Source organism: Herbiconiux ginsengi, from assembly GCF_900107435.1.
GTDB classification, from domain to species: domain Bacteria; phylum Actinomycetota; class Actinomycetes; order Actinomycetales; family Microbacteriaceae; genus Herbiconiux; species Herbiconiux ginsengi.
Genome location: NZ_FNPZ01000001.1, coordinates 1,488,050 through 1,509,119, shown reverse-complemented (window position 1 = coordinate 1,509,119; position 21,070 = coordinate 1,488,050). Strand labels below are relative to the sequence as shown.

The following is a 21,070-nucleotide window of genomic DNA, read 5'->3' as shown; positions in this document are numbered from 1 at the left end:
CGGAGGTTTGCCGTTTTGAACGTCAGGCGTCGCGTTCGGCCTCGCTCGGGTCCTTCTCGACCGCGGCGAGTGCCTTCGTGTCGAGTTCGGCGGCTCCGTAGCCGCTCGCGCGGCGGTGCAGATAGGTGATGAGCCAGAGCACGATGCCGAGCACCAGCAGGATGCCCGCGATGACGTACTGCTCCAGCGGCCGGCCGGATGTCCACGGCAGCACCAGCGCGATGCAGACGACCGATCCGATCACCGGCAGCACCGTCGGGGTGCGGAAGTGCTTGTGCTCGACGCGGTTGCGACGCAGCACCAGCACGCACACGTTCACCACCGAGAACACGGCGAGCAACAGCAGCGAGGTGGTGCCTCCGAGCAGCACGGCGATCGGATTCGCGGGGTCGATCGACACATAGGAGGTGAGTCCCAGCGCGATCACCGTGGTGAAGAGGATGGCGGCCCACGGGGTGCGCCGGCCCGGCAGCACCTTCGACAGGAACGGTGGGAGCACGCCCTGCTTGCTCATACCGTAGAGCAGGCGGCTCGCCATCATCATGTTGATGAGCGCCGAGTTGGCCACCGCGAACAGCGAGATGAACGGGATGAGCGCGGAGATCGGGAAGTCGGGCGCCGCCGTCTGCACGACGGTCACGAGCGGGGTGTCGTTGCCCGCCAGCTCCCCCACCGGTACGATCGCGACGGCGACGATCGACACCAGCACGTAGACCACCGCCGTGATGCCGAGACCGGTGAGCATCACCTTCGGGAAGATCTTGGAGGGGTTCTTCGTCTCCTCGGCCATGTTGACGGAGTCCTCGAACCCGACCATCGCGAAGAAGGCCAGCGAGGTCGCCGTCGAGATGGCCAGGAACACGCTCTTGTCCTCGGGCGAGGCGAAGGCGACGACCCGCGAGAAGTCGGCCTGTCCTCCGAAGATCGCGAAGAAGCTGATGAAGATCACCAGCAGCAGCCCCGACAGTTCCACCAGCGTCAGCACGACGTTGAGCCCGACGCTCTCGGCCACTCCTCGCAGGTTGACCGCGGCGATGAGGATCATGAACGCCAGCGCGACGACGAGCCCCAGCCCGGGTCCGTCGCCGAGCCCGAACCCGATCGCGAAGTTGCTCGCGAACGCCCCGGCCGCAGCCGACGCCGAGGTGATGCCCGAGGACATCACCGTGAAGCAGATCAGGAAGGTCACGAAGTGGATGCCGAAGGCCTTGTGCGCGTACAGCGCGGCGCCCGCCGCCTGCGGATACTTCGTGACGAGCTCGAGATAGGAGCAGGCCGTGATGGTCGCCACCGCGAAGGCGATCAGGAACGGCACCCAGGCCGCGCCGCCCACTTCCGCAGCCACCTGCCCGGTGAGGGCGTAGATCCCGGTGCCGAGGATGTCGCCGATGATGAACAGCAACAGGAGCTTCGGCCCCATCACCTTCTTGAGTTCTGGCTGCGTCTCCGGCCGACCGGTCGACTGCGCTGTCGTCGTCATGCCCCCAGCATGCCCCCGAATCGGGTCTACGGCTCTTTCCGCACAGCCCCCGCCTGACCCGGGCGGCCGAGACGGATCAGGGGGTGGCCGTCCGTCTCGACCGTGGTCAGCGTGACGTCCAGCCGCCATCCATCGTGTACGACGCTCCGGTGACCATGGAGGCGTGCGAGCCTGCGAGCCAGGCCGCGAGGCTCGCCACGTCTTCGGGGTCCACCATCCGTTTGATCGGATTGTGGGCGAGCAACACCCGCTCGACGACCTCGGCTTCCGGAATCGAGTGCACGGCCGCCTGATCGGCGATCTGTTTCTGCACGAGTGGCGTCAGGACGTACCCGGGATTGAGACAGTTGCTCGTGACATTGCGTGCTGCACCCTCGAGTGCCGTGACTTTGGACAGGCCCTCGAGGCCATGCTTGGCCGCGACGTACGCCGACTTGTAGGGGGAGGCGCGCAGCCCGTGCACCGAGGACACGTTGATGATCCTGCCGAACCCTCGCTCGTACATTCCGGGCAGTGCCGCTCGGATGAGCAGGAACGGTGCGTCGAGCATGAGGGTCATGATCAGACGCCAGCGAGCGACATCGAAGTCCTCGATCGCGCTCACGTGCTGGATGCCGGCATTGTTCACGAGAATGTCCGTGGACAGGGTCAGGCCGGCCAGAGCCGCGGTGTCGGAGAGATCCACCTGCCACGTCTCGGCGTCGATGGATGCCGCGACGCGTGTCGCCGCTTCACCGTCCCTGTCTGCGATCGTGACGTGCGCGCCCCGTGCAGCGAGCTCGCGCGCGATCGCCTCGCCGATTCCGCTCGCCCCTCCGGTGACGATCGCCCGCCGTCCGGTCAGTTCACCGGTCATGTGTTCGGTTCCTTTCGGCGTCAGTATCCGGCGTTCGTGACAGAGAATCGCGAGTTGGCGTTGAGTAGCCGCGCGAGGTAGGTGTACGCGGCGATCTGTCCCACCATCTCTTCCCGCCCGAGGTAGCTGTTCTCCCCCGCGGCGTAGGTGTGGCCGTCCGCGAAACGTGCCTGTTGGTTGAGGATCTTCTGGGCGTGTACGGAAGCCCAGTACGCGCCGCCCTGCGGGAGGCCCGCGTCGAGTGCCCCGTAGAGCGACGGGATCGATGCCGCGAAGACATCCATCTGCAAGAAGTTGACGCGGTTCCCGTTGCCCCAGTCATTGCCCATCGGGTAGTAGATGTCGGTGATGTCGGTTGCACCCGTCGCCGTGCCCGCGTAGACCTTGCCACCCGGCGCGTTGATCCCGTGCGTGACGCTCGAATCCACGTTGTACTGCGCGGGCTTCGGCCCCGCCGTCCAGGTCTGGCTCACGATCGAGTTGTAGAACGCCGGGAAGCCTCGCAGGTCGGCGTAGGGGACAGGGCGTCCAGCCAAAGCCTGATCAACCGCGCCGTACAGGATGATCGCCGGGAAGGTCTGATACTCCGGATGGACGATTCCGTGGTTGACCACGGTTCCGTCGTCGAACGCGTTGGAGCCGGTGAGCCAGACGTCGAGCCGCTTGCCGTTGATGACCTTCGGACCGTTGGTCGCGTCGACATCCGCGGGGCGCGAGACCGCCGCCAGAGACATCTGGAGTCTCTTGTTCATCCATGCCGAATAGTTCGCATGGTTGGGCATCATGGCTGTGGCCAGTTGCAGGATGTTCCCGTCCCACGCCATCTCCTCGGCCTTGGTGTCGCCGGGGATGAGCACCGTGCCCGCGAGGTTGCGGTAGTAGTACGGGGTGAAGGTGAGATAGCGGTTGGCCTCTGCCTCGATCATGGTGCGCACGTACGTGCGATCCGTGGTCGACAGGGAGTCCCACATCAGCCACGCGGCGGTTCCTGCGGCGTTCGCCCACAGGGAGGACTGCCACCCGTTCCCGCCCCAGCTGGTCGGCGCAGAACTCGTCCCCCAGCCACCGGAGGTGTTCGAGAAGTGGCTCTTGGCCACCGAGGTTGCCAGCTTCACCGTGATCGCCGTCGCGTCTGCGGTCGTCACCCCGGTGGCCACGGGGTCGTAGGCGCCGAACCGCAATGCGGTGGCGAGTGCCATCGCCTCAGCAGCAGGACCGCGGATGCTCAGCTCATCCGTCCCACCGAAGCTCAAGTACGGGTTCGCGGCCTGGCTGTCGAAGTCTTTCGTCGTGTTCCACCAGGTCGTCACGGCGAACCTGGTGGAGTTGGCCAGGATCTGCTTGACCTGCAGCGTGAGGGCATCGGTCGGATTGGTCGTGATCAGATTCGATGCGATGGGGACGACCTGGTTGTCGACGGCGAATGCCGGCGAGGCCACCCCGAGCCCCATGGCCAGACTGGCGCTGAGGACGACGGCGATGGAAGAAGCCCGGCGCCTGATGGTGAGTTTCATCGGTCTTTCCTTTCTCACGGATCACATCGTCGAGATCCGTCGGTCGGTCGGTCGGACGGCTCGGCTGATTCAGGAGGCCGCTTCCCCGGTGACTTTCTCGAAGAGGTCATCGACCACTTCGCCGCCCGCCATCAAGTCGAGGACGTCGTTTCGGGATCGCTCGCCTCGTGTCCAGGCGGCGGCGACGCGGCCCTGGATGAGCACGGTGAACCGATCCCCGATCGCCAGGGCGTGACTGGCGTTGTGAGTGATGAAGACGACGCCGAGACCGCGGGATCGGGCCACCTCGATCTGTTTGAGCACGATGCTCGCCTCCTTGACACCGAGAGCGGAGGTGGGCTCGTCGAGGATGAGCACCTTGGCGCCGAAGTACATGGCGCGCGCGATGGCCAAGGCCTGTCGCTCGCCACCGGAGAGGGTTCCCACCATCTGGTCGGCGTCGTGCACCCGCCGGATGCCCATCGAACGCACGTGCTCCAACGAGATCTCGCGCGCGCGCTTCATGTCGATGCGACGAAACGGTCCGCGTCCGCGGGTCAGTTCGCGACCGAGGAAGAAGTTGCGGGCGACGCTCATGAGCGGGATCATCCCCACGTCTTGATGCACGGTCGCGATGCCCCGGTCCTGGGCGAATCGCGCGGAGACGAGCGGTGTCTCGACACCGTCGATGAGCACGCGGCCCGACGTCGGCTGATGGATGCCCGACATGACTTTGATGAGGGTGGACTTTCCGGCGCCGTTGTCGCCGAGGAGGCAGTGCACTTCGCCGGCGAAGACGCCGATGGTGGCATCGGTGAGGGCGTGCGTGCCGCCGAAGCTCTTGCCGACGTGCTCGAGTTCGAGGACCGGGATCGGAGCGGTGGACATCAGAGCCCTTCTTTCGTGCGTGCGCGAGGTGCTCGAGTGCGTCCCCCGGATTTGAGTGCGGACTTGCGGATCGCGTCATTGGCGAGCACGGCGATGATCAGGAGGCCCCCGATGAAGGCCGAGAGCCAGTCGGACGTCCAGCCGGTGTAGAACAAGCCGATGCTCACCACGCCGTAGGTGATCGCGCCGAGGACGATCCCTTGAACGGATCCGTACCCTCCGACGAGCAGCACGCCGCCGATGACGGCGACGATCGGCGCCTGGAAGACGAATCCCTGGCCCTGAACGGCGTTGCCCGAATGGTAGAGGCCCGCTTGGAGCACCCCGACGAGCGCCGCGCCCAGCCCCGACGCGATGAACAGAGTGAGTCTGACGCGGTTGGTCGGAACGCCCGCTTTGATCGCGCCGTCGAGATTGCCACCCGTGGCGTAGATCCAGCTGCCCATGCGGGTGTGGGCGAGCACCCAGTAGGCGACGAGTCCCACCACCAGGCACCACACGACGGTGACGTTCAGGTCGAAGAAGGTCGAGGCGAAGAGCGTCGACCACGGTTCGTCGAACGTGACGGACACCGTGCTGACACCGGCGAGAACGCGGGAGAGCCCGAGGGCGAGACCGAGCAGGATGAAGTTCGATGCCAGGGTCACGATGAAGGAGGGCAGACGGGTGGCATTCACGATCAGACCGTTGACCAGACCGGTGAGGGCGCCGACGCCGAGGGCGGCGATGATCACCAGCGGAAGCGGCAAGCCGAGCACGGTGGATCCGAGTGCGACGGTGATGCTCGAGGCGCCCACGACGGATCCGACGGAGAGGTCGAATTCCCCGGAGATCATGAGCACGCCGACGGGAATCGCGATCAGGGCCAGCTCTGCTGTCGCATTGACCCAGCCCGCCGTGGCGGCGGGAGTCAGGAAGCCGTTCGGCCCGGCGACGACGGCGAAGAAGACGTACACCCCGACCGCGGCGATGAGTGCCCCGAACTGTGGGGAGCGATAGATCTTGGTCGGCACGAATGCGCCGGCGAGAGAACTCCGTCGGGCGGTGTTCACGTGAGCGATCGGGGTGTCAGTCATGAGTGATTCCTTAGAAGTCGGGCGCGGCTCAGGATGCGCCGCGAATGCCCGGGTAGGTGGTGTTGACCTCGAGAACGCCGTCGACGTTGTCCTTCGTGATCAGGAACGGCCCCGAGTCGATCTCGTTGGCGGGAAGCACGCCGTACTTCAGGTACTGGTAGGCCATGAGCATCCCGTAGTAGCCCTGGAGGTAGGGCTGCTGATCGAGGGAGAAGAGCAGGTCGCCCGACTGGATCGACTTCAGCACGTTCGTCGACACATCGGTCGTGCCGATCATGGCGTCCGATCCTGCCTGCGCCTTCGCCTGGATCGCGTCGGTGGCGATCGAGGAACCCAAGGTGAAGATCATGTCGATGCCGGGGTCGGCGTTGAGCGCACCCGCGATGGCTTGCTGCACCTTCTGGTCGTTGCTCGCGTCTTCGGAAGGGATCACGAGATCCTGGACTTTCCCGCCACCGGCGACGATCTCGTCGGAGAATCCCTTGCATCGCTGCTCGGCCACCGGGTTGCCGGCGATCTGATTCACGCAGACCGCGTTGGTCGCACCCGCCTCGACGGCCGCTTTGCCAGCCGCGGCACCCATCGCATCCGGATTCTCGCCCACGAAGCCGAGAGCTCCGATGTCGCGCCAGGAGGCGCGGCCGGAGTTGGTGACGAAGACCGGGATGCCGGCCGCGATCGCCTTCTCGATCAGGGGCTCCAGAGCGTCGGGGAAGTAGTCTCCGATCACGATCGCATCGGGGTTCTTCGCGATCGCCGCTTCCGTGAGCTTGGCGTAGGTCGAGACGAGGTCGGTGTTGTCCTTCGATGCGCTGTATTCGTAGTCGACGCCGAGGTCCTCGGCAGCCGCGTCGCTGCCCTGTTTGAACGATCCGAAGAACGGATCGGACACGGGTCCCGAGATGTTGATGATGTCGAACTTCTCCGCGTTCGACGCGGAGGTCTCGCTGGTGCTTCCGGCTGCGCAGCCGCTCAGCACCAGCGCGGATGCGCTGAGTAGTGCTGCGGCGACAGCGGTCTTCCTGGTGATGTTCATAGCTCTCCTTTGAGGTGCTGCGGGGAATCGGTGGTGCTCGTGGAATCGGTGGTGCTTTCAGACACACTCCCGCAGCGCGGCCATGAGCCTGGACACTCGGGAATGAGGCGTGGAGGCCGGCTCGGCGCGGTTGCCGAGGTAGGCGAACGAGATCCCCGAGTCACGGTCGGCGAAGACCAGTGAGCCCGAGAGTCCGTTGTGACCGAAGCTCGATGGGCTGAGCATCGGCTCACGCGGCGAACTCAGCATGAACAGGGATGCGTAGCGCGAAGGCTGCTCGATCAGAACGAGATCCGCCCCCTGGGCGCTTTGCGTGGTGAGCGCTGCGAGGGTCGATCCCGAGATGAGCTGAGTCGGCCCGGGCAGGGCGACCGACATGCACAGCGCCAGCGCACGCGCGTTCGCGACCAGGGATACGGCCGGGATCTCCGCCTGCCACACCGCGGGAACATCCATCGTCGCCACACTCACCGGAGGGTTCGAGAAGGCCTGGGTGACGAAGCCCGGTGCGGCATCGAGCCGTTCCTGCTGCCATCGAGCGATGTCCCCTGCCCCACTGCCGGCAACGTGCGGGAGTACATCCGTCAGACGTCCATCGGGAACGCCGAACCACGCATCGGCGCTCAACGGGCCTGCAATCTCGCGCGCAAAGAACTCCCGTGGGCGGAGACCACTCACGCGGTTCACGAGCTCGCCCACCAGATACCCGATGGTCACGGCGTGATATCCCTGGGCCCGCCCCGCCGCCCACGTCGGCGGCTGGGCCGCGAGCGCGTCTACGCACAGCTGCCAGTTCGCCAGGTCGGCCACGGACATCTGGTGCTGGAAAGCCGGGATGCCGGCCTGATGGTTGAGCAGTTGCCGCACCGTGATCTCGCTCTTCCCGGCTTGGGCGAACTCGGGCCAGTACGTCGCAACCGGCGCGTCGAGCACGAGTCTTCGATCATCCACGAGAAGAGCAGCACACAGCGCGAGCATCGCTTTCGACGCCGAGAAGGTGAGGTGGAGCGCCCCACTCGGATAGACGCGGCTGCGGGCGGCGTCGGCATACCCGCCATGCAGGTCGAAGAGGAGATCGCCATCGCGGAATGCGGCGATCTGCAACCCGATGTCTTCGCCGGTCGTGAGATTGGCGAGCGCCGCACCGACCATGGACTCGAAGCCGGGGCCGACCTGCCCGAAGACGTCGACACCATCCTGGGATGCGAGCGCGTTCACATTCATCGTCGTTGACACAAATGTCACCCTAGGATCGCTTTTTATGCGCATCAATGAGCAGAATTAATCGAAACAGGCCGAACCGTAGGCCGAGAAGGCGGCAATATATGTACACCAATGCACAAAAAGGGATACCCGCTCTCGCGGCCCTCCCCGAAAACGCACGTCATCAGGCCACGACGCTCGTCAACCACATCGCCGTGAACGGCGCTCAGACCCGTGCCGATCTGATGAGCTCACTGGGGTGGTCGAGGACCACCATCTCCCGCGCGGTCACCGCCCTGATCGACCGCGGGATCCTCGTCGAGGCCATCGATGCGACCGGTGCGCGGGGCCGGCCGACCGCAGCGCTCCATCTGGATGCTTCCGCGGGGATCGTCATCGGAGTCGACTTCGGATATCGCTCGATCCGGGTGATCCTGGCGACCGTCGACCATGCGGTCCTGGCCGCGGATGAGCGTGTCCTCGATCCGGAATACGGATCGGATGCCGGTTTCGACTCCGCACGCCAGATGGCCGATCTGCTTCTGAGTCAGCGCTCTCTCGGATGGGAGCAGATCGTCGGCGTGGGCGTCGCCCTCGGTGGGCCCGTGAACGAGACATCCAATTCCGTGGCCCACGAGAGCTTACGACGGCGCTGGTCCGGCGATCTGCTCGACGTCGCGGCCTCCTACTTTCCCTGCGCCGTCTATCTCGGCAACGATTCTCGCCTGGCGTGCTACTCGGAGATGATGTGGGGAGCAGGCCGCGGGTACGCGAGCTTCATCTACATGAAACTCCACTCGGGCACGGGAGGCTGCCTCGTGCTCAATCGCAAGATCGTGACAGGGGCCATCGGTGCAGCCGGTGAACTCGGTCACATGGTGGTCGAGTCACCCGGCAACATCTGTCGTTGCGGAAGCCGGGGCTGCCTCGAGACGGTGGTGGGCGTTCCGGCCATTCTCGCCACGCTGGCACCGCCGTTTCCGGGAGGTCTCACCTGGAGCGATGTGGTGGCTCGACTCGGCAGGGGTGAATCCGCTGTGGTCCGCGCGTTCGACGACGCCTACCGAACCGTGGGGCGAGCGGCCGGCTCCCTCGCGAACATCTTCAACCCGGAAGCGATCATCCTCGGTGGAGCGTTGAGCAGGGCGCGCGAGGGAGTCGAGCTCTCGGTCGAAGAGAGCTTCAAGCGGCACACCCTCGCCGCCAACGCGGGGGTCGTCATCGAGGTCGGCTCACTCGGACGCGACGCTGCCGCACTGGGTGCCGTCGGGCTGGTGCTCACCCACGGAATCGCCTGATCGGATCCGTGCGTCAGGAGCGAGCACACGGCGATCGGTCACGGCTTCCAGACCATCAGCACCACGACGAGCACGAGGAGCAGGCTCACGATGCCGGAACCCGCGCTGATCACGGGGTACCCGGCACGGGTCGCGCCCTCACCAGTCGGCGTCGCCGCAGCGGGCTGCACCTCCGCTCCGGCGCGCCGCATCGCGGGCACCACCACCACCAGGTTCAGCACGATCGCCACCACGTAGGCGATGATCGACCACAGCACCCAGGGCGTGGTGACCGACAGTGCGTACTTCGGGTCGGCCATTCCGACCAGCCCGAAGCCCAGCACGAAGACGATCAGCGAGAGGTAGCTGAAGATCATGGTCGACTTCGCCAGCGTGCGCACCTGGGCGGCGTTGCCCGAGCGGATGGCGCGGAGTGCGGTCATCGGCAGGATGGCCATGGGCCCGACGATGAAGACGGCGCCGACGACGTGCAAGACGGAGAAGAGAGTTTCCATAGCCCCAGATTAGCGAGCGGCGCCTCGCCTTCCCCCGCCCCGCGCGGACGTCGCGCTACTTCGCGCCGGCGATGTTCACCAGCCAGCCGATGCCGAACTTGTCGACGAGCTGGCCGAAGCTGTCTCCCCACGGCGCCTTCTCGAGAGGCACCCCGAGGGTTCCGCCCTCGGCGAGCTTGTCGAAGTAGCCACGCAGCTCCTCTTCGTCTTCACCGCTCAACGAGACGCTGATGTTGTTGCCGGGGTTGTACTCCATGTTGCTCGGCACATCCGAGATCATCAGCACCAGGCCGCCGGCGGTGGTGAGCTGGGAGTGCATGATCAGCCCGCCCTCGCTCGGGTCGTGTGCCATCTGGAAGTCGTCGAAGGTGCTCTGCGTGAGCTCGCCGCCGAAGACCGACTGGTAGAACTCGCCCGCCTCCTTCGCCTGGCCTCGGAAGTTGATGTACGGGTTCAGAACAGTGCTCATGGCGTCTCCTCCAGGGTGTCGCGGGCACCCGATCAGGCGCCGACGAGAGCACGATAACAGAGAATGTGTACGCCGTACACATGTTTTCGTGAACCGTGGATGAAGGTCGCACCGCTCAGGCCGCGCAGGCTCCCGACGCCACCGGATCGGATGCCCCCGCCGCCGCCACGACGGGAGCGATCTCGTCGAGCGTCATGGCGTAGCCGGTGTCCGCATCGATGGTCGACCGCGCGAACACCACGCCCACCACGTTGCCGGCCTCGTCGAAGAGCGGCCCGCCGGAATTGCCCGGCCGCACGGTGCCGCGCAGCGAGTAGATCTCCCGCGTCACCTCGCCCTGTTCGTAGATGTCGCGGCCCACCGCATCCACCACCTCGCGCACCCGGGCGGGCACCACGGAGTAGCCGCCGTTCTCGGGGTAGCCGGCGACGACAGCGGAATCGGATGCGCCGAGCTCGGTTCCGAGCGGCAGCGGCGCGACGGGCAGACCCGGCACCTCGAGCACCGCGAGGTCACGCACCGGGTCGAACACGACCAGTTCGGCGGGCAGCAGTTCGCCGACTCCGCCGACCTGCACGAACAGGTCCTGCGACCCCGCCACGACGTGCGCGTTCGTGACGATGCGGTCGGCGGCCACCGCCCATCCGCTGCCCTCGGCGTCGGAACCGCAGCCCGGGGCGGAGGAGAGCACCCGCACCACGCTTCCGGCCGCGGCGTTCACCGCATCCGAGACGCCGGGGTCGGGCGGTTGCGCGGCCTGGATGGTCTCGCCGCCGAAGGCGAACACCTGCGGGAAGCCGGAGTCGCTGAGCGCGGCGTTCAGTGTGCCGAGCGCCGTCGACGAGGGCACCGGTGAGAGCGTGTTGAGGGTCGAGACCACACGCGAGGAGGCCACGACCTGGGTCACGGGCAGGATGCCGGTGGTCTGCAGGAAGCCCGCGAGCAGCCAGACCACCACGCCCCAGGTGAGGAGTCCGAGCGCGGCGCCGCCGATCGCGTCCAGTCCCCGGCCGACCTTCACCGAGCCGATCACGCGTCGGAGGAGGCCTGCCACGAGGGTGAGCACGCCGACCGCCGCGGCCATGCACAGGAGCAGCAGCACGCCGGCGGCGACCGTGCGCTGCAGGGCGGTGCTCCAGCCGAGCCCGGCCAGCCACTCGACCGCCGGAGGGGCGACCACGGTGGCCAGGAGCGCACCTCCGATGATGCCCGCGAGCGATGCGGCGGTCACTAGCGCGCCGCGCCGCCACCCGCCCAGCACGGCCAGCAGGGCGATCACGATCAGCACGATGTCGACGATGATGTCCATTGCCGCACATGCTATTCAGCGCACCTGGGAGACACGCGTCGACAGGCCCGTCGCCGTCGCCTCCGCGGGTGAACCCTTCGATCAGACGAACGGACTGGTCGAAGGCCTGCACGGAGACGACGCGGAACGGTCGACCCCGACGAGCCCAGCGAACCCGGCAGCCTCATCGGCGGCGCCGTGCGCGATCTCGGCGATGCGATCGGGGCGACCGATCCCGACGACGGGGCCACGCCCGAAGGCGCTGATCCGGCCCGCGGCCCGTACAGCGAAGACAGGGCGCGGTAGCGGGCCCGCGGTGGGCGCTCAGTCGGGAGCGCCCACCGCGCCGACACGGAGCAGTGCGACATCCGTGTTCGAGCAGGCCTGATAGGCCGTGGTGGGCACGAAGACGGCACCGGAGTCGTTCGGGGGGAAGACCCGGAACCCGTTCGCCGGCTGCACCGTGCAGTTCGGGAAGTTCGACGCCGTGGCGATGAGCAGCATCGACTGAGCGGAGTCGCCGGGCGCGAGTTCGAGGGTGGCGACGGTGGTCGATCCGTCGGGTTCGGCGGCCGCGCCGAGCTGGGTGCCGTTGTCGTCGCCCACGAACGCCACCTGGGGGAACCCCTGGATGGTGCAGGTTTCCGCACCGGTGTTCGTGAAGATCAGCGGTTGCCCCGTCGTTCCGGCAGCGCCTTGTGCCTCACCGAGCGTGACGCTCAGACCGTCGGCCGTGCAGGCCGGGGCGGCCACCGGCGGAGGTGTGGGCGTCGGGGTCGGAGTGGGTGTGGGCGTCGGGGTCGGCGAGGCCGTGGGAGTCGGCGCCGAGGTGGTGGGGGTCGGTGCGGGTGAGCTGGTCGCGGCGATCACGCCCCAGACGATCGCGCCCACGACGGCCAGGCCGAGCACGATGGCGAGCACGATGAACCCGGTGCGCCACCCTTTGCCGACGCTTCCGCCGTTTCCGCCGCGATCGGCGCCATCTTCCTGCACCGGTGGCTGCGTCATCGTGCACCTTCCCCTCGACACGGATGCGTCGGCGCATCCCCTCGCCTCAGTCAATCAGGAGACGCGACGTCGGCGCCATCCATCGGCGCCATTCGCCTGCGGAGGATTCGTCACCCGTCGATAGGCTGACGCCATGTCCGGATACGTCACGCCGAAGAGCACCTCATACCCCGCCCCTCGACGCACACCGGCGAGCAAGGCCGCGGCGGGATCGCTCTGGTTCGCGCTGTCCATCCTCTTCGCCAACCTGCTGATGACGATGGTCGCCGCGTACACCCTGGGCCCGGGCACCACACCCTCAGCGGGCTGGGTCGTCGCGGGCGTCCACCTGGCGATCGCGTTGGCGCTGTTCTCCTTCGCACTCGTCTTCGGCGTGAAGGGGTTGCGCGAAACGGCCACCGGAGCGATTCGCGGCCGCGGACTCGCGATCGCCGGAATCGTGGTGGCCGGGGTGCTCCTGTTCTTCGCGTTCGGCGGAATGGTGACCGAGATCGAGTTCGCCTACCTCGGCGGCGTCGCCGGCCTCGGCTGAGCGCGGATCAGGGAGCGCCGAGCTCAGGCGAAGGCGGCCGAGCGCGCCCGCACGATCGCCAGGCCGGCCGTCGCGAGCGCGCGACCCACCGCATCCGGCTCGTCGAGGTAGCCGCCCACGGCCGCACCGTCGCGCAGCAGCATCAGCTCACCCGCAGCGGCGGCGGGGTCGTCGACCCCGATCGACCGGAGGAGCTGCTCGAAGGCGTGCAGCTGCCAGCGCCGGTGCGCGGCCACGACGAGCCGCACCGGATGCTCCGGATCGGCGTATTCGGCTGCGGCATTGATAAAGGGACACCCACGGTATCCCGGCCGGCAGGCCGCGGCCATCAGGGTGTCGATGGCGCGGGCGAGCGCCTTCTGCGCATCTCCCCCGGCGGCGGCGAGCACCTGCTCGATCGCCGCACGCTCCTCGGCGGCGCGGCGCTCGAGGTAGGCCACCATCAGGTCGTCTTTCGAGCGGAAGTGCCGGTAGAAGGTGACCTTGGTGGTGCCCACCCGGGCGATGATCTTCTCGGCGCTGACCGCCCGGAACCCCTCGGCGTAGAAAAGCTCCGAGGCTGCTTCGAGTATTCGTTCGCGCATCGGAACCCCCTTTCTCGAGCCGGTTCGACAGCAGTAGAGTTACTGGTAAGTCTACCGGACGAACCACCCGATCGAAAGAAGAGCTCGTGACCGAGAACCTCAACCAGATCCCCCTCACCACCATCGACGGAGCCACCACCACCCTGGCCGACTACGCCCCGGTGAAACTCATCGTCAACGTGGCCTCGCGCTGCGGCCTGGCGCCGCAGTACGAGAAGCTCGAGCAGCTGCAGAAGACCTACGGCGACCGCGGGTTCACGGTGCTCGGCTTCCCGAGCAACCAGTTCCTGCAGGAGCTCTCCGACACGGACAAGATCAAGGAGTACTGCTCCACCACTTGGGGCGTGACCTTCCCGATGTTCGACAAGGTGAAGGTGAACGGCAAGTCGGCGCATCCGCTCTACGGCGAGCTGACGAAGACGCCGGATGCCGCGGGCAAGGCCGGGCGGGTGAAGTGGAACTTCGAGAAGTTCGTGATCACGCCCGACGGCCAGGTGCACCGCTTCCGCCCGACGGTCGAGCCGGATGCGCCGGAGATCGTGGCGCTGATCGAGTCGTCGCTCCCAGCCCAGGCGTAGTCGGGTCGCCTTCCGTTCGTTTCGGGAGGAGGAGAAGCGAAGCTGGCCCGTATTCGGCCTCGGTTCGCTTCTCCTCCTCCCGAAATGACGTCACCGGCCGGGCGCCCCCGCACGGGCGTAGAGTGGCGCTCGCATGAGTGATTCGAACGAGGTCGGCGGGGTGGTCGTGCGGCTGCGGACCGCCGGATGCGTCTTCGCGGAAGACGAAGCGGCGCTGCTGATCGAGGCGGCGGCGGACGGCGACGATCTCGAGCGGATGGTTGCGCGCCGGGTGGAGGGGCTGCCGCTCGAGCACATCCTCGGCTGGGCCGAGTTCGCGGGGCTCCGGATCACGGTCGATCCCGGCGTCTTCGTTCCCCGCCGCCGCACGGAGCTGCTCGTCACCGAGGCGCTGGCGCTGCTGCAGCCCGGCGCCGTGGTGCTCGATCTCTGCTGCGGCTCCGCCGCGGTGGGCGCTGCGATCGCTGCTGCCGCTGCCCCTGCCGCCGGCGCTGCATCCGGCACCGGTGCCGGCGCCGCTGTCGCTGACGCCGAGCGAGCGCCGGACGTCGCGGTGTACGCCGCCGACATCGACCCCGCCGCCGTGCGCAGCGCCCGGCGCAACCTCCCCGGTGCGGACCGCGTGTTCGAGGGCGACCTCTACGCAGCCCTGCCCGGGGAGCTCCGCGGACGCATCGACCTCCTCGTCGTCAACGCCCCCTACGTTCCCACCGACGCCATCGCCACCATGCCGCCCGAGGCCCGCTTGCACGAAGCGCGCGTCGCCCTCGACGGCGGTGACGACGGGCTCGACGTGCAGCGCCGGGTGACGACGGATGCGCCGCGCTGGCTCTCGCCCACCGGGCACCTCCTCATCGAGACGAGCGAGCGCCAGGCGCCCGCGACGGCGGCGCTCTTCGCAGCCGCGGGCCTGCACCCGCGGATCGTGCACGACGACGAGCTCGACGCCACGGTCGTCATCGGCTCCCGCTGACCGGCGCTGCCCCGCCCGCGGCACCCGGCACCCCGCACCCCGCACCCCACACCCGGCACCCGGCACCCGGCACCCGGCACCCGGCACCCGGCACCCGGCACCCGGCACCCGGCACGGCGTAGCATGCTCTCATGACGACGGCGATCGCCCGCGACCTCGCCGCCCGACTCCGCGAGAGCGGATTCACCGAGGTCGACGACAGCCGCCGCCGTCGCGCCGAGTACTCCAGCGACGCGTCGAACTACCGCGTCGTGCCCGAGGTCGTCGTGTTCCCGCGCGCCGTCGACGAGGTGGCCGGGCTGGTGGAGTTCGCCCGCACGAACAGGGTGCCTCTCACCGCGCGGGGCGGTGGCACCTCGGTGGCGGGCAACGCGATCGGTCCGGGCATCGTGATGGATCTCTCGCGCCACCTTGACCGAGTGACGGGCATCGACCCGGATGCCCGCACCGCCGTGGTCGAACCGGGCGCGACCCTGGGCAGCCTGCAACGCGCCGCGGCACCGTTCGGGCTGCGCTTCGGGCCCGACCCCTCCACCTGGGCGCGGGCGACGCTCGGCGGCATGATCGGCAACAACGCCTGCGGTCCACGGGCGCTCGCCTTCGGGCGCACCGCCGACAACGTGGTCGCGCTCGACGTGGCCGACGGGCGCGGGCGGCGCTTCACCGCGGGGCGCGGCGGCGCGGGCGGCGGAAGCGGCACCGGCACCGGCACATCCGGAATCGACCGGATCGACGGCCTCGACGCCCTCGTCTCCGCGAACCTCGACGTCATCCGCACCGAGCTCGGCTCGTTCGGCCGCCAGATCTCCGGCTACTCGCTCGAGCACCTGCTTCCCGAGAATGGCCGTGACCTCGCGAAGGCGCTCGTCGGCACCGAGGGCACCCTCGTGGCGGTGCTCGGCGCCACCGTGCGGCTGGTCGACCTCCCCCGCGATCCCGTGCTCGTGGTGCTCGGCTACCCCGACATGCCCTCGGCGGCGGATGCGGTTCCCGCCCTGCTGGCGCACCACCCGATGGCGATCGAGGGAATGGATTCGCGGCTGATCGACGCGGTCGTGCGGCACAGCGGACCCGCGGCCGCGCCTGACCTGCCTGCAGGCCGAGGCTGGCTGCTCGTCGAGGTCGCCGACCGCGAACCCGGCGACGCCTGGTCGCGGGCCGAGCGTCTCGCCCGCGACGCCGGAACGAGCGCCGTGCGCATCCTTCCCGCCGGGCCCGAGGCCCGCGCACTCTGGCGCATCCGCGAAGACGGCGCGGGCCTCGCGGGCCGCACCGCGGCGAACCGGCAGGCCTGGCCCGGGGTGGAAGACGCCGCGGTGCCGCCCGAGCATCTCGGTGCCTACCTCCGCGACTTCGATGACCTGCTCCGCCGCTACGAGCTGCACGGCATGCCCTACGGCCACTTCGGCGACGGATGCGTGCACGTGCGTCTCGACATCCCGCTCGACACCGACGGCGACGTGCTGCGCTCGTTCCTGGAGGATGCCGCGATCCTGATCGCCTCGCACGGCGGCTCGCTCTCGGGCGAGCACGGCGACGGCCGCGCCCGCAGCGACCTGCTGCGCCACATGTACTCACCCCGAATGCTCGATCTCTTCGCCGGGTTCAAGAACCTGTTCGACCCGGAAGACGTGCTGAATCCGGGGGTGATCGTGCGACCGGCATCCGTCAACACCGATCTGCGCCGCCCGCACGCTCTGCCGATCGCCGCGAGCAATGGTCTGGCCTTCGTGCACGACGACGGCGACGTCACGAAGGCCGTGCACCGCTGCGTCGGGGTCGGCAAGTGCCGCGCAGACAATTCGGCGTCGGGCGGGTTCATGTGCCCGAGCTACCTCGCCACGAAAGACGAGAAGGACTCCACGCGCGGCCGGGCCCGCGTGCTGCAGGAGATGATCAACGGCTCCCTCGTCGAGGGCGGCTGGGCGGCCCCCGAAGTGCACGAGTCGCTCGACCTCTGCCTCTCCTGCAAGGCCTGCTCGAGCGACTGCCCCGCCGGCGTCGACATGGCCGCTTACAAGTCGGAGGTGCTGCATCGCACCTATCGCGGACGCCTTCGCCCGGTCACGCACTACACGCTCGGCTGGCTACCGCGCTGGGCTCGACTCGCGACCCGCGTGTCGGGCCTGGCGAACGCGGTGCTCTCGGTGCGGGCGCTCGAGAAGCTCGTGCTGCGCGCGGGCGGGATGGATGCGCGGCGCTCGATCCCGCGGTTCGCGCGGCGGTCGTTCCGGGCCTGGTGGCGGCGCCGGGGCGGGGCGGCGCCGGGGCGGGCCCCCGTGCAGGCCACGACTCGCAAGCGGGTGCTGCTCTGGGTCGACACGTTCTCCGACACCTTCTCCCCCACCGTCGGCCGCGCCGCCGTCGCCGTGCTCGAGTCGGCCGGTTACGAGGTCGTGGTGCCGAACCAGGCCGTGTGCTGCGGGCTCACCTGGATCACCACCGGTCAGCTCACCGCCGCACGCGCGAAGCTGGCGCAGCTGGTCGAGGTGTTCCATCCGTATGTCGCCGCGGGCATCCCGATTCTCGGGCTCGAGCCCTCGTGCACCGCCGTGCTGCGTTCCGACCTGCTCGAACTGCTGCCCGGAGATGCACGTGCGCAGGATGTCGCCGCCGCGGCCTACACGCTCGCCGAGCTGCTCGCAGCGCCCGAGCCGGTGGGGCCGGGCCCGGACTGGGTGGCGCCCGACCTCAGCGGCCGCACGGTCGTCGTGCAACCGCACTGCCACCATCACTCGGTGATGGGATTCGGGCCCGACGAGAAGCTGCTGACGACCCTCGGCGCCGAGACGACGGTGCTGAGCGGATGCTGCGGCCTGGCCGGCAACTTCGGGATGGAGCGGGGCCACTACGACGTCTCGGTCGCGGTGGCCGAGAACTCGCTGCTGCCGGGCTTGCGCGCGGCGCCCGAGGGCAGCATCCTGCTCGCCGACGGGCTCTCCTGCCGAACCCAGGCCGATCAGCTCGCGGGAGCCAAGGGCATCCACCTGGCCGAGCTGCTGGCGGGGGCGCGGCGCGACTGACGCGCATCCGGCCCGCACCGGTCAGCAGTCGCAGGGGCGCGTCGGCCGCTGCAGCCGCCGATCAGCTCTTGTAGGGCGAACGCACCATCTCGACGATCGCCATGACGCCGAGCACGCCGCCGACGAGGGTGAGCAGTCCGACGACGCCGAGCAGTATTTCGGCCATGTGCCTCTCCAGTTCTGTGGGTGATGCAAGCGTAGCAAGCAGAGCCGGGCGACCTCAGTCGGTGCCGAGGTCGAACGCTGCGGCCTCGTTCGCCGCATCCGTCGCCGCTTCGAGCGAGGTCTCGGAGGGTCCGGCGCTGATCGAAGCGGCCTCGCCCTCTTCGAGTTCGCCGAGCAGCTGGGCGGTGGCGCCGCCCACGATGCCCTGACGGGCGTACTGCTCGAGCCGGGCACGACTGTCGGCGATGTCGAGGTTGCGCATGGTGAGCTGACCGATGCGGTCCAGCGGGCCGAAGGCGGCGTCACCGACGCGCTCCATCGAGAGCTTGTCGGGCTGGTAGCTGAACGCCGGACCCTCGGTGTTGAGCAGCGAGTAGTCGTCACCGCGGCGGAGCTTCAGTGTGACAGTTCCGGTGATGGCCGACCCGACCCAGCGCTGGATGGATTCGCGCAGCATGAGCGACTGCGGATCGAGCCAGCGGCCCTCGTACATCAGCCGGCCCAAGCGCCGCCCCTCGACGTGGTAGTTGGCCACGGTGTCTTCGTTGTGGATCGCGTTCAGCAGGCGTTCGTAGGCGATGTGCAGCAGGGCCATGCCCGGCGCCTCGTAGATACCGCGCGACTTGGCCTCGATGATGCGGTTCTCGATCTGGTCGCTCATACCCAGGCCGTGGCGTCCGCCGATCGCGTTGGCCTCGAGGACGAGAGCGACGGCATCCGTGTATTCCACGCCGTTCAGGGCGACGGGGCGGCCGGCCTCGAAGGTGACCGTGACGATTTCGCTCGCGATCTCGATGTCGTCGCGCCAGAACGGCACGCCCATGATGGGTTCGACGATCTCGACACCGGTGTCGAGCTGCTCGAGCGTCTTGGCCTCGTGGGTCGCGCCCCAGATGTTGGCGTCGGTGGAGTAGGCCTTCTCGGCCGAGGCGCGGTAGGGGAAGCCGCGGGCGACGAGCCATTCGCTCATCTCGGTGCGGCCGCCGAGCTCGGTCACGAAGGCCTCGTCGAGCCAGGGCTTGTAGATGCGCAGGCGCGGGTTCGCGAGCAGGCCGTAGCGGTAGAACCGCTCGATGTCGTTGCCCTTGTAGGTCGATCCGTCGCCCCAGATCTCGACGTCGTCTTCTTTCATGGCGCGCACGAGCAGGGTGCCCGTGACGGCGCGGCCGAGCGGGGTGGTGTTGAAGTAGGTCTTGCCGCCTGAGCGGATGTGGAACGCGCCGCAGGCGAGCGCCACGAGACCTTCTTCCACGAGAGGGGCACGGCAGTCGACCAGGCGCGCGATCTCCGCGCCGTACTCGCCCGCGCGGCCGGGCACCGCCTCGACGTCGGGCTCGTCGGGCTGCCCGAGGTCGGCCGTGTAGGTGCACGGCACGGCGCCCTTCTCGCGCATCCAGGCGACGGCGACAGAGGTGTCGAGACCCCCGGAGAACGCGATGCCGACGCGCTCGCCGACGGGAAGACTGGTGAGGACCTTGGACATGGGTTCCAGCGTATCGAACGCGGAGGGCGCAGACGGACGGGGGCGCCGTTCGGCGGCACCCCCGTCGCCTGCTCCCGCCGGGTTCAGTCGGTGGTGTCCGCCGCCACGAACTGCGGGTCCTGAACGTCGGTGACCGTCGGCTCGCTCTCGATGACCTTCTGCTCGAACAGCAGGTCGATCGTCTTCTGCCAGGTCTCATCGTTCATGGTGCCGAGGCCGTCGGCCTCCGTGTCGGCGCTGGTGAAGGTGTTGTCGATGTCGGCCTGGATCTGCTCGGTGTAGAGCTCCTCGTTGCCCGCGAGCTGCGGGTCGGAGGCGGCGAGGATGCCCGCGGCCTCCTCGGGGTTGTCGATCGTGTACTGCAGGCCCTTGAGGTAGGCGTCGATGAAGCGCTGCACCAGGTCGGGGTTCTTCTCGATCATCTCGTCGCTCGTGAAGATGCCCGTGCCGTAGGTGTCGTAGCCCCAGTCCGAGCCCAGCAGGATGCTGAGGTCGCCCGCGGCCTCCTGGAGGATGGGCACCTCGGCGTCGGTGTAGCAGGGCACGGTGTCGACCTGGTCGGTCACCAGGTAGCTCTCGTACGGCGGGCTCACCGAGAGCTCGGTGAGGGCGCTCGCGTCGATGCCGTTGGCCGCGAGCAGCGCCTTGTAGAAGACGTAGGTGGAGCCGGATGCCTGCACGCCGACGGAGAGGCCCTTCAGGTCGTCGGGGGTGTCGAGCGTGAACTTGTCGGCCTTGGCGCACATGGCGAGGGGCGAGGTCTGGTTGGTGGCGGCGAGGGCCTTCACCGGGACGCCCTGCGACCGTGCCACCACGAGGGTGGGCAGGTCGGCCACGCCGAAGTCGCCCTGGCCCTGACCGACGAGACGGAGGGTGTCGCCCGATCCGGCGCCGGTGAGGATGTCGTCGACCACGATGCCCTCGTCGGCGAAGAAGCCCTTCTCGTCGGCCACGAACAGCGGCGCGTGCAGTCCTCGCGGCTGGTAGTCGAGCTGGATGGTGATGTGGTCGGCGTCGGCCGGAGCCGCCGACGAGGCTTCCGATCCGCTGCTCCCGGAGGAACAGGCGGCGAGGCCGGCGAGCAGGCCCACCGAGGCGGTGAGGGCGAGTGCTTTCGTGGTTCGTGACATGGTTCTCCTTCGG

19 protein-coding genes are annotated in these 21,070 nt (G+C 68.4%); 5 read left to right on the top strand and 14 right to left on the bottom strand.

Annotation, left to right across the window (positions count from 1 at the left end; translation table 11 throughout):
• Positions 1-22 precede the first annotated feature (22 nt).
• The 7 genes from BLW00_RS07165 to BLW00_RS07135 form a co-directional block, all read right to left on the bottom strand.
• Positions 23-1,480: an APC family permease gene (locus BLW00_RS07165; protein ID WP_245741358.1), complete on the bottom strand. Its 1,458-nt coding sequence runs from the start codon at positions 1,478-1,480 to the stop codon at positions 23-25.
• A 106-nt stretch (positions 1,481-1,586) separates the two neighbouring features.
• Positions 1,587-2,336: a 3-hydroxybutyrate dehydrogenase gene (locus BLW00_RS07160; protein ID WP_092551114.1), complete on the bottom strand. Its 750-nt coding sequence runs from the start codon at positions 2,334-2,336 to the stop codon at positions 1,587-1,589.
• A 20-nt stretch (positions 2,337-2,356) separates the two neighbouring features.
• Positions 2,357-3,850 carry a hypothetical protein gene (locus tag BLW00_RS07155; RefSeq protein WP_092551111.1) on the bottom strand — a complete coding sequence of 498 codons (1,494 nt, stop codon included), beginning with the start codon at positions 3,848-3,850 and terminating at the stop codon, positions 2,357-2,359.
• Positions 3,851-3,919: 69 nt separating this feature from the next.
• Positions 3,920-4,717 carry an ATP-binding cassette domain-containing protein gene (locus tag BLW00_RS07150; protein ID WP_092551108.1) on the bottom strand — a complete coding sequence of 266 codons (798 nt, stop codon included), beginning with the start codon at positions 4,715-4,717 and terminating at the stop codon, positions 3,920-3,922.
• Positions 4,717-5,793, bottom strand: coding sequence for an ABC transporter permease (locus BLW00_RS07145; RefSeq protein ID WP_092551105.1), 1,077 nt, complete (start codon positions 5,791-5,793; stop codon positions 4,717-4,719). The genes BLW00_RS07150 and BLW00_RS07145 overlap by 1 nt, the downstream gene beginning before the upstream one ends.
• A gap of 28 nt (positions 5,794-5,821) precedes the next feature.
• Positions 5,822-6,829 carry a substrate-binding domain-containing protein gene (locus BLW00_RS07140; protein ID WP_092551102.1) on the bottom strand — a complete coding sequence of 336 codons (1,008 nt, stop codon included), beginning with the start codon at positions 6,827-6,829 and terminating at the stop codon, positions 5,822-5,824.
• A 57-nt stretch (positions 6,830-6,886) separates the two neighbouring features.
• Positions 6,887-8,065, bottom strand: coding sequence for a serine hydrolase domain-containing protein (locus tag BLW00_RS07135; protein WP_175494172.1), 1,179 nt, complete (start codon positions 8,063-8,065; stop codon positions 6,887-6,889).
• 89 nt (positions 8,066-8,154) lie between these two features.
• Between BLW00_RS07135 and BLW00_RS07130 the strand changes: the two genes are divergently transcribed.
• Positions 8,155-9,330, top strand: a complete 1,176-nt coding sequence (locus tag BLW00_RS07130) for an ROK family transcriptional regulator (RefSeq protein ID WP_175494171.1) — start codon at positions 8,155-8,157, stop codon at positions 9,328-9,330.
• A 38-nt stretch (positions 9,331-9,368) separates the two neighbouring features.
• On the opposite strand, the gene BLW00_RS07125 is transcribed toward BLW00_RS07130, so the two are convergent.
• The 4 genes from BLW00_RS07125 to BLW00_RS07110 all read right to left on the bottom strand — a co-directional run bounded on the left by BLW00_RS07125 (position 9,369) and on the right by BLW00_RS07110 (position 12,589).
• Positions 9,369-9,824, bottom strand: a complete 456-nt coding sequence (locus BLW00_RS07125; protein ID WP_092551093.1) for a DUF2269 family protein — start codon at positions 9,822-9,824, stop codon at positions 9,369-9,371.
• A 55-nt stretch (positions 9,825-9,879) separates the two neighbouring features.
• Complete coding sequence (locus BLW00_RS07120) at positions 9,880-10,293, bottom strand: VOC family protein (protein WP_092551090.1); 414 nt, start codon at positions 10,291-10,293, stop codon at positions 9,880-9,882.
• A gap of 115 nt (positions 10,294-10,408) precedes the next feature.
• Positions 10,409-11,602 carry a MarP family serine protease gene (locus tag BLW00_RS07115; RefSeq protein WP_092551087.1) on the bottom strand — a complete coding sequence of 398 codons (1,194 nt, stop codon included), beginning with the start codon at positions 11,600-11,602 and terminating at the stop codon, positions 10,409-10,411.
• Positions 11,603-11,905: 303 nt separating this feature from the next.
• On the bottom strand, positions 11,906-12,589 hold the full coding sequence (locus BLW00_RS07110) for a DUF4232 domain-containing protein (protein WP_092551084.1): 684 nt from the start codon (positions 12,587-12,589) through the stop codon (positions 11,906-11,908).
• 133 nt (positions 12,590-12,722) lie between these two features.
• Between BLW00_RS07110 and BLW00_RS07105 the strand changes: the two genes are divergently transcribed.
• A complete protein-coding gene (locus BLW00_RS07105; protein ID WP_092551081.1) occupies positions 12,723-13,121 on the top strand; it encodes a hypothetical protein in 399 nt (132 codons plus the stop codon).
• Between the two features lie 23 nt (positions 13,122-13,144).
• On the opposite strand, the gene BLW00_RS07100 is transcribed toward BLW00_RS07105, so the two are convergent.
• Positions 13,145-13,705, bottom strand: coding sequence for a TetR/AcrR family transcriptional regulator (locus BLW00_RS07100; protein ID WP_092551078.1), 561 nt, complete (start codon positions 13,703-13,705; stop codon positions 13,145-13,147).
• An 86-nt stretch (positions 13,706-13,791) separates the two neighbouring features.
• On the opposite strand from BLW00_RS07100, the gene BLW00_RS07095 reads away from it, so the two are divergent.
• The 3 genes from BLW00_RS07095 (at position 13,792) to BLW00_RS07085 (ending at position 18,279) form a co-directional block, all read left to right on the top strand.
• Positions 13,792-14,283, top strand: a complete 492-nt coding sequence (locus BLW00_RS07095; RefSeq protein ID WP_092551075.1) for a glutathione peroxidase — start codon at positions 13,792-13,794, stop codon at positions 14,281-14,283.
• Positions 14,284-14,416: 133 nt separating this feature from the next.
• Positions 14,417-15,256 (top strand): HemK family protein methyltransferase, encoded by an 840-nt coding sequence (locus BLW00_RS07090; RefSeq protein ID WP_092551072.1) that lies wholly within the window; start codon positions 14,417-14,419, stop codon positions 15,254-15,256.
• Between the two features lie 131 nt (positions 15,257-15,387).
• A complete protein-coding gene (locus BLW00_RS07085; protein ID WP_092551069.1) occupies positions 15,388-18,279 on the top strand; it encodes an FAD-binding and (Fe-S)-binding domain-containing protein in 2,892 nt (963 codons plus the stop codon).
• A gap of 220 nt (positions 18,280-18,499) precedes the next feature.
• On the opposite strand, the gene argG is transcribed toward BLW00_RS07085, so the two are convergent.
• Positions 18,500-19,927 (bottom strand): argininosuccinate synthase, encoded by a 1,428-nt coding sequence (argG, locus tag BLW00_RS07080; RefSeq protein WP_092551066.1) that lies wholly within the window; start codon positions 19,925-19,927, stop codon positions 18,500-18,502.
• A gap of 83 nt (positions 19,928-20,010) precedes the next feature.
• A complete protein-coding gene (locus BLW00_RS07075; RefSeq protein ID WP_092551063.1) occupies positions 20,011-21,057 on the bottom strand; it encodes an ABC transporter substrate-binding protein in 1,047 nt (348 codons plus the stop codon).
• Positions 21,058-21,070: the final 13 nt, after the last annotated feature.

Bases quoted from the DNA above. Each gene is read 5' to 3' on its own strand.
- BLW00_RS07165 (WP_245741358.1), bottom strand. From the start codon at position 1,480: ATGACGACGACAGCGCAGTCGACCGGTCGGCCGGAGACGCAGCCAGAA.
- BLW00_RS07160 (WP_092551114.1), bottom strand. From the start codon at position 2,336: ATGACCGGTGAACTGACCGGACGGCGGGCGATCGTCACCGGAGGGGCG.
- BLW00_RS07155 (WP_092551111.1), bottom strand. From the start codon at position 3,850: ATGAAACTCACCATCAGGCGCCGGGCTTCTTCCATCGCCGTCGTCCTC.
- BLW00_RS07150 (WP_092551108.1), bottom strand. From the start codon at position 4,717: ATGTCCACCGCTCCGATCCCGGTCCTCGAACTCGAGCACGTCGGCAAG.
- BLW00_RS07145 (WP_092551105.1), bottom strand. From the start codon at position 5,793: ATGACTGACACCCCGATCGCTCACGTGAACACCGCCCGACGGAGTTCT.
- BLW00_RS07140 (WP_092551102.1), bottom strand. From the start codon at position 6,829: ATGAACATCACCAGGAAGACCGCTGTCGCCGCAGCACTACTCAGCGCA.
- BLW00_RS07130 (WP_175494171.1), top strand. From the start codon at position 8,155: ATGTACACCAATGCACAAAAAGGGATACCCGCTCTCGCGGCCCTCCCC.
- BLW00_RS07125 (WP_092551093.1), bottom strand. From the start codon at position 9,824: ATGGAAACTCTCTTCTCCGTCTTGCACGTCGTCGGCGCCGTCTTCATC.
- BLW00_RS07120 (WP_092551090.1), bottom strand. From the start codon at position 10,293: ATGAGCACTGTTCTGAACCCGTACATCAACTTCCGAGGCCAGGCGAAG.
- BLW00_RS07115 (WP_092551087.1), bottom strand. From the start codon at position 11,602: ATGGACATCATCGTCGACATCGTGCTGATCGTGATCGCCCTGCTGGCC.
- BLW00_RS07110 (WP_092551084.1), bottom strand. From the start codon at position 12,589: ATGACGCAGCCACCGGTGCAGGAAGATGGCGCCGATCGCGGCGGAAAC.
- BLW00_RS07105 (WP_092551081.1), top strand. From the start codon at position 12,723: ATGTCCGGATACGTCACGCCGAAGAGCACCTCATACCCCGCCCCTCGA.
- BLW00_RS07100 (WP_092551078.1), bottom strand. From the start codon at position 13,705: ATGCGCGAACGAATACTCGAAGCAGCCTCGGAGCTTTTCTACGCCGAG.
- BLW00_RS07090 (WP_092551072.1), top strand. From the start codon at position 14,417: ATGAGTGATTCGAACGAGGTCGGCGGGGTGGTCGTGCGGCTGCGGACC.
- BLW00_RS07085 (WP_092551069.1), top strand. From the start codon at position 15,388: ATGACGACGGCGATCGCCCGCGACCTCGCCGCCCGACTCCGCGAGAGC.
- argG (WP_092551066.1), bottom strand. From the start codon at position 19,927: ATGTCCAAGGTCCTCACCAGTCTTCCCGTCGGCGAGCGCGTCGGCATC.
- BLW00_RS07075 (WP_092551063.1), bottom strand. From the start codon at position 21,057: ATGTCACGAACCACGAAAGCACTCGCCCTCACCGCCTCGGTGGGCCTG.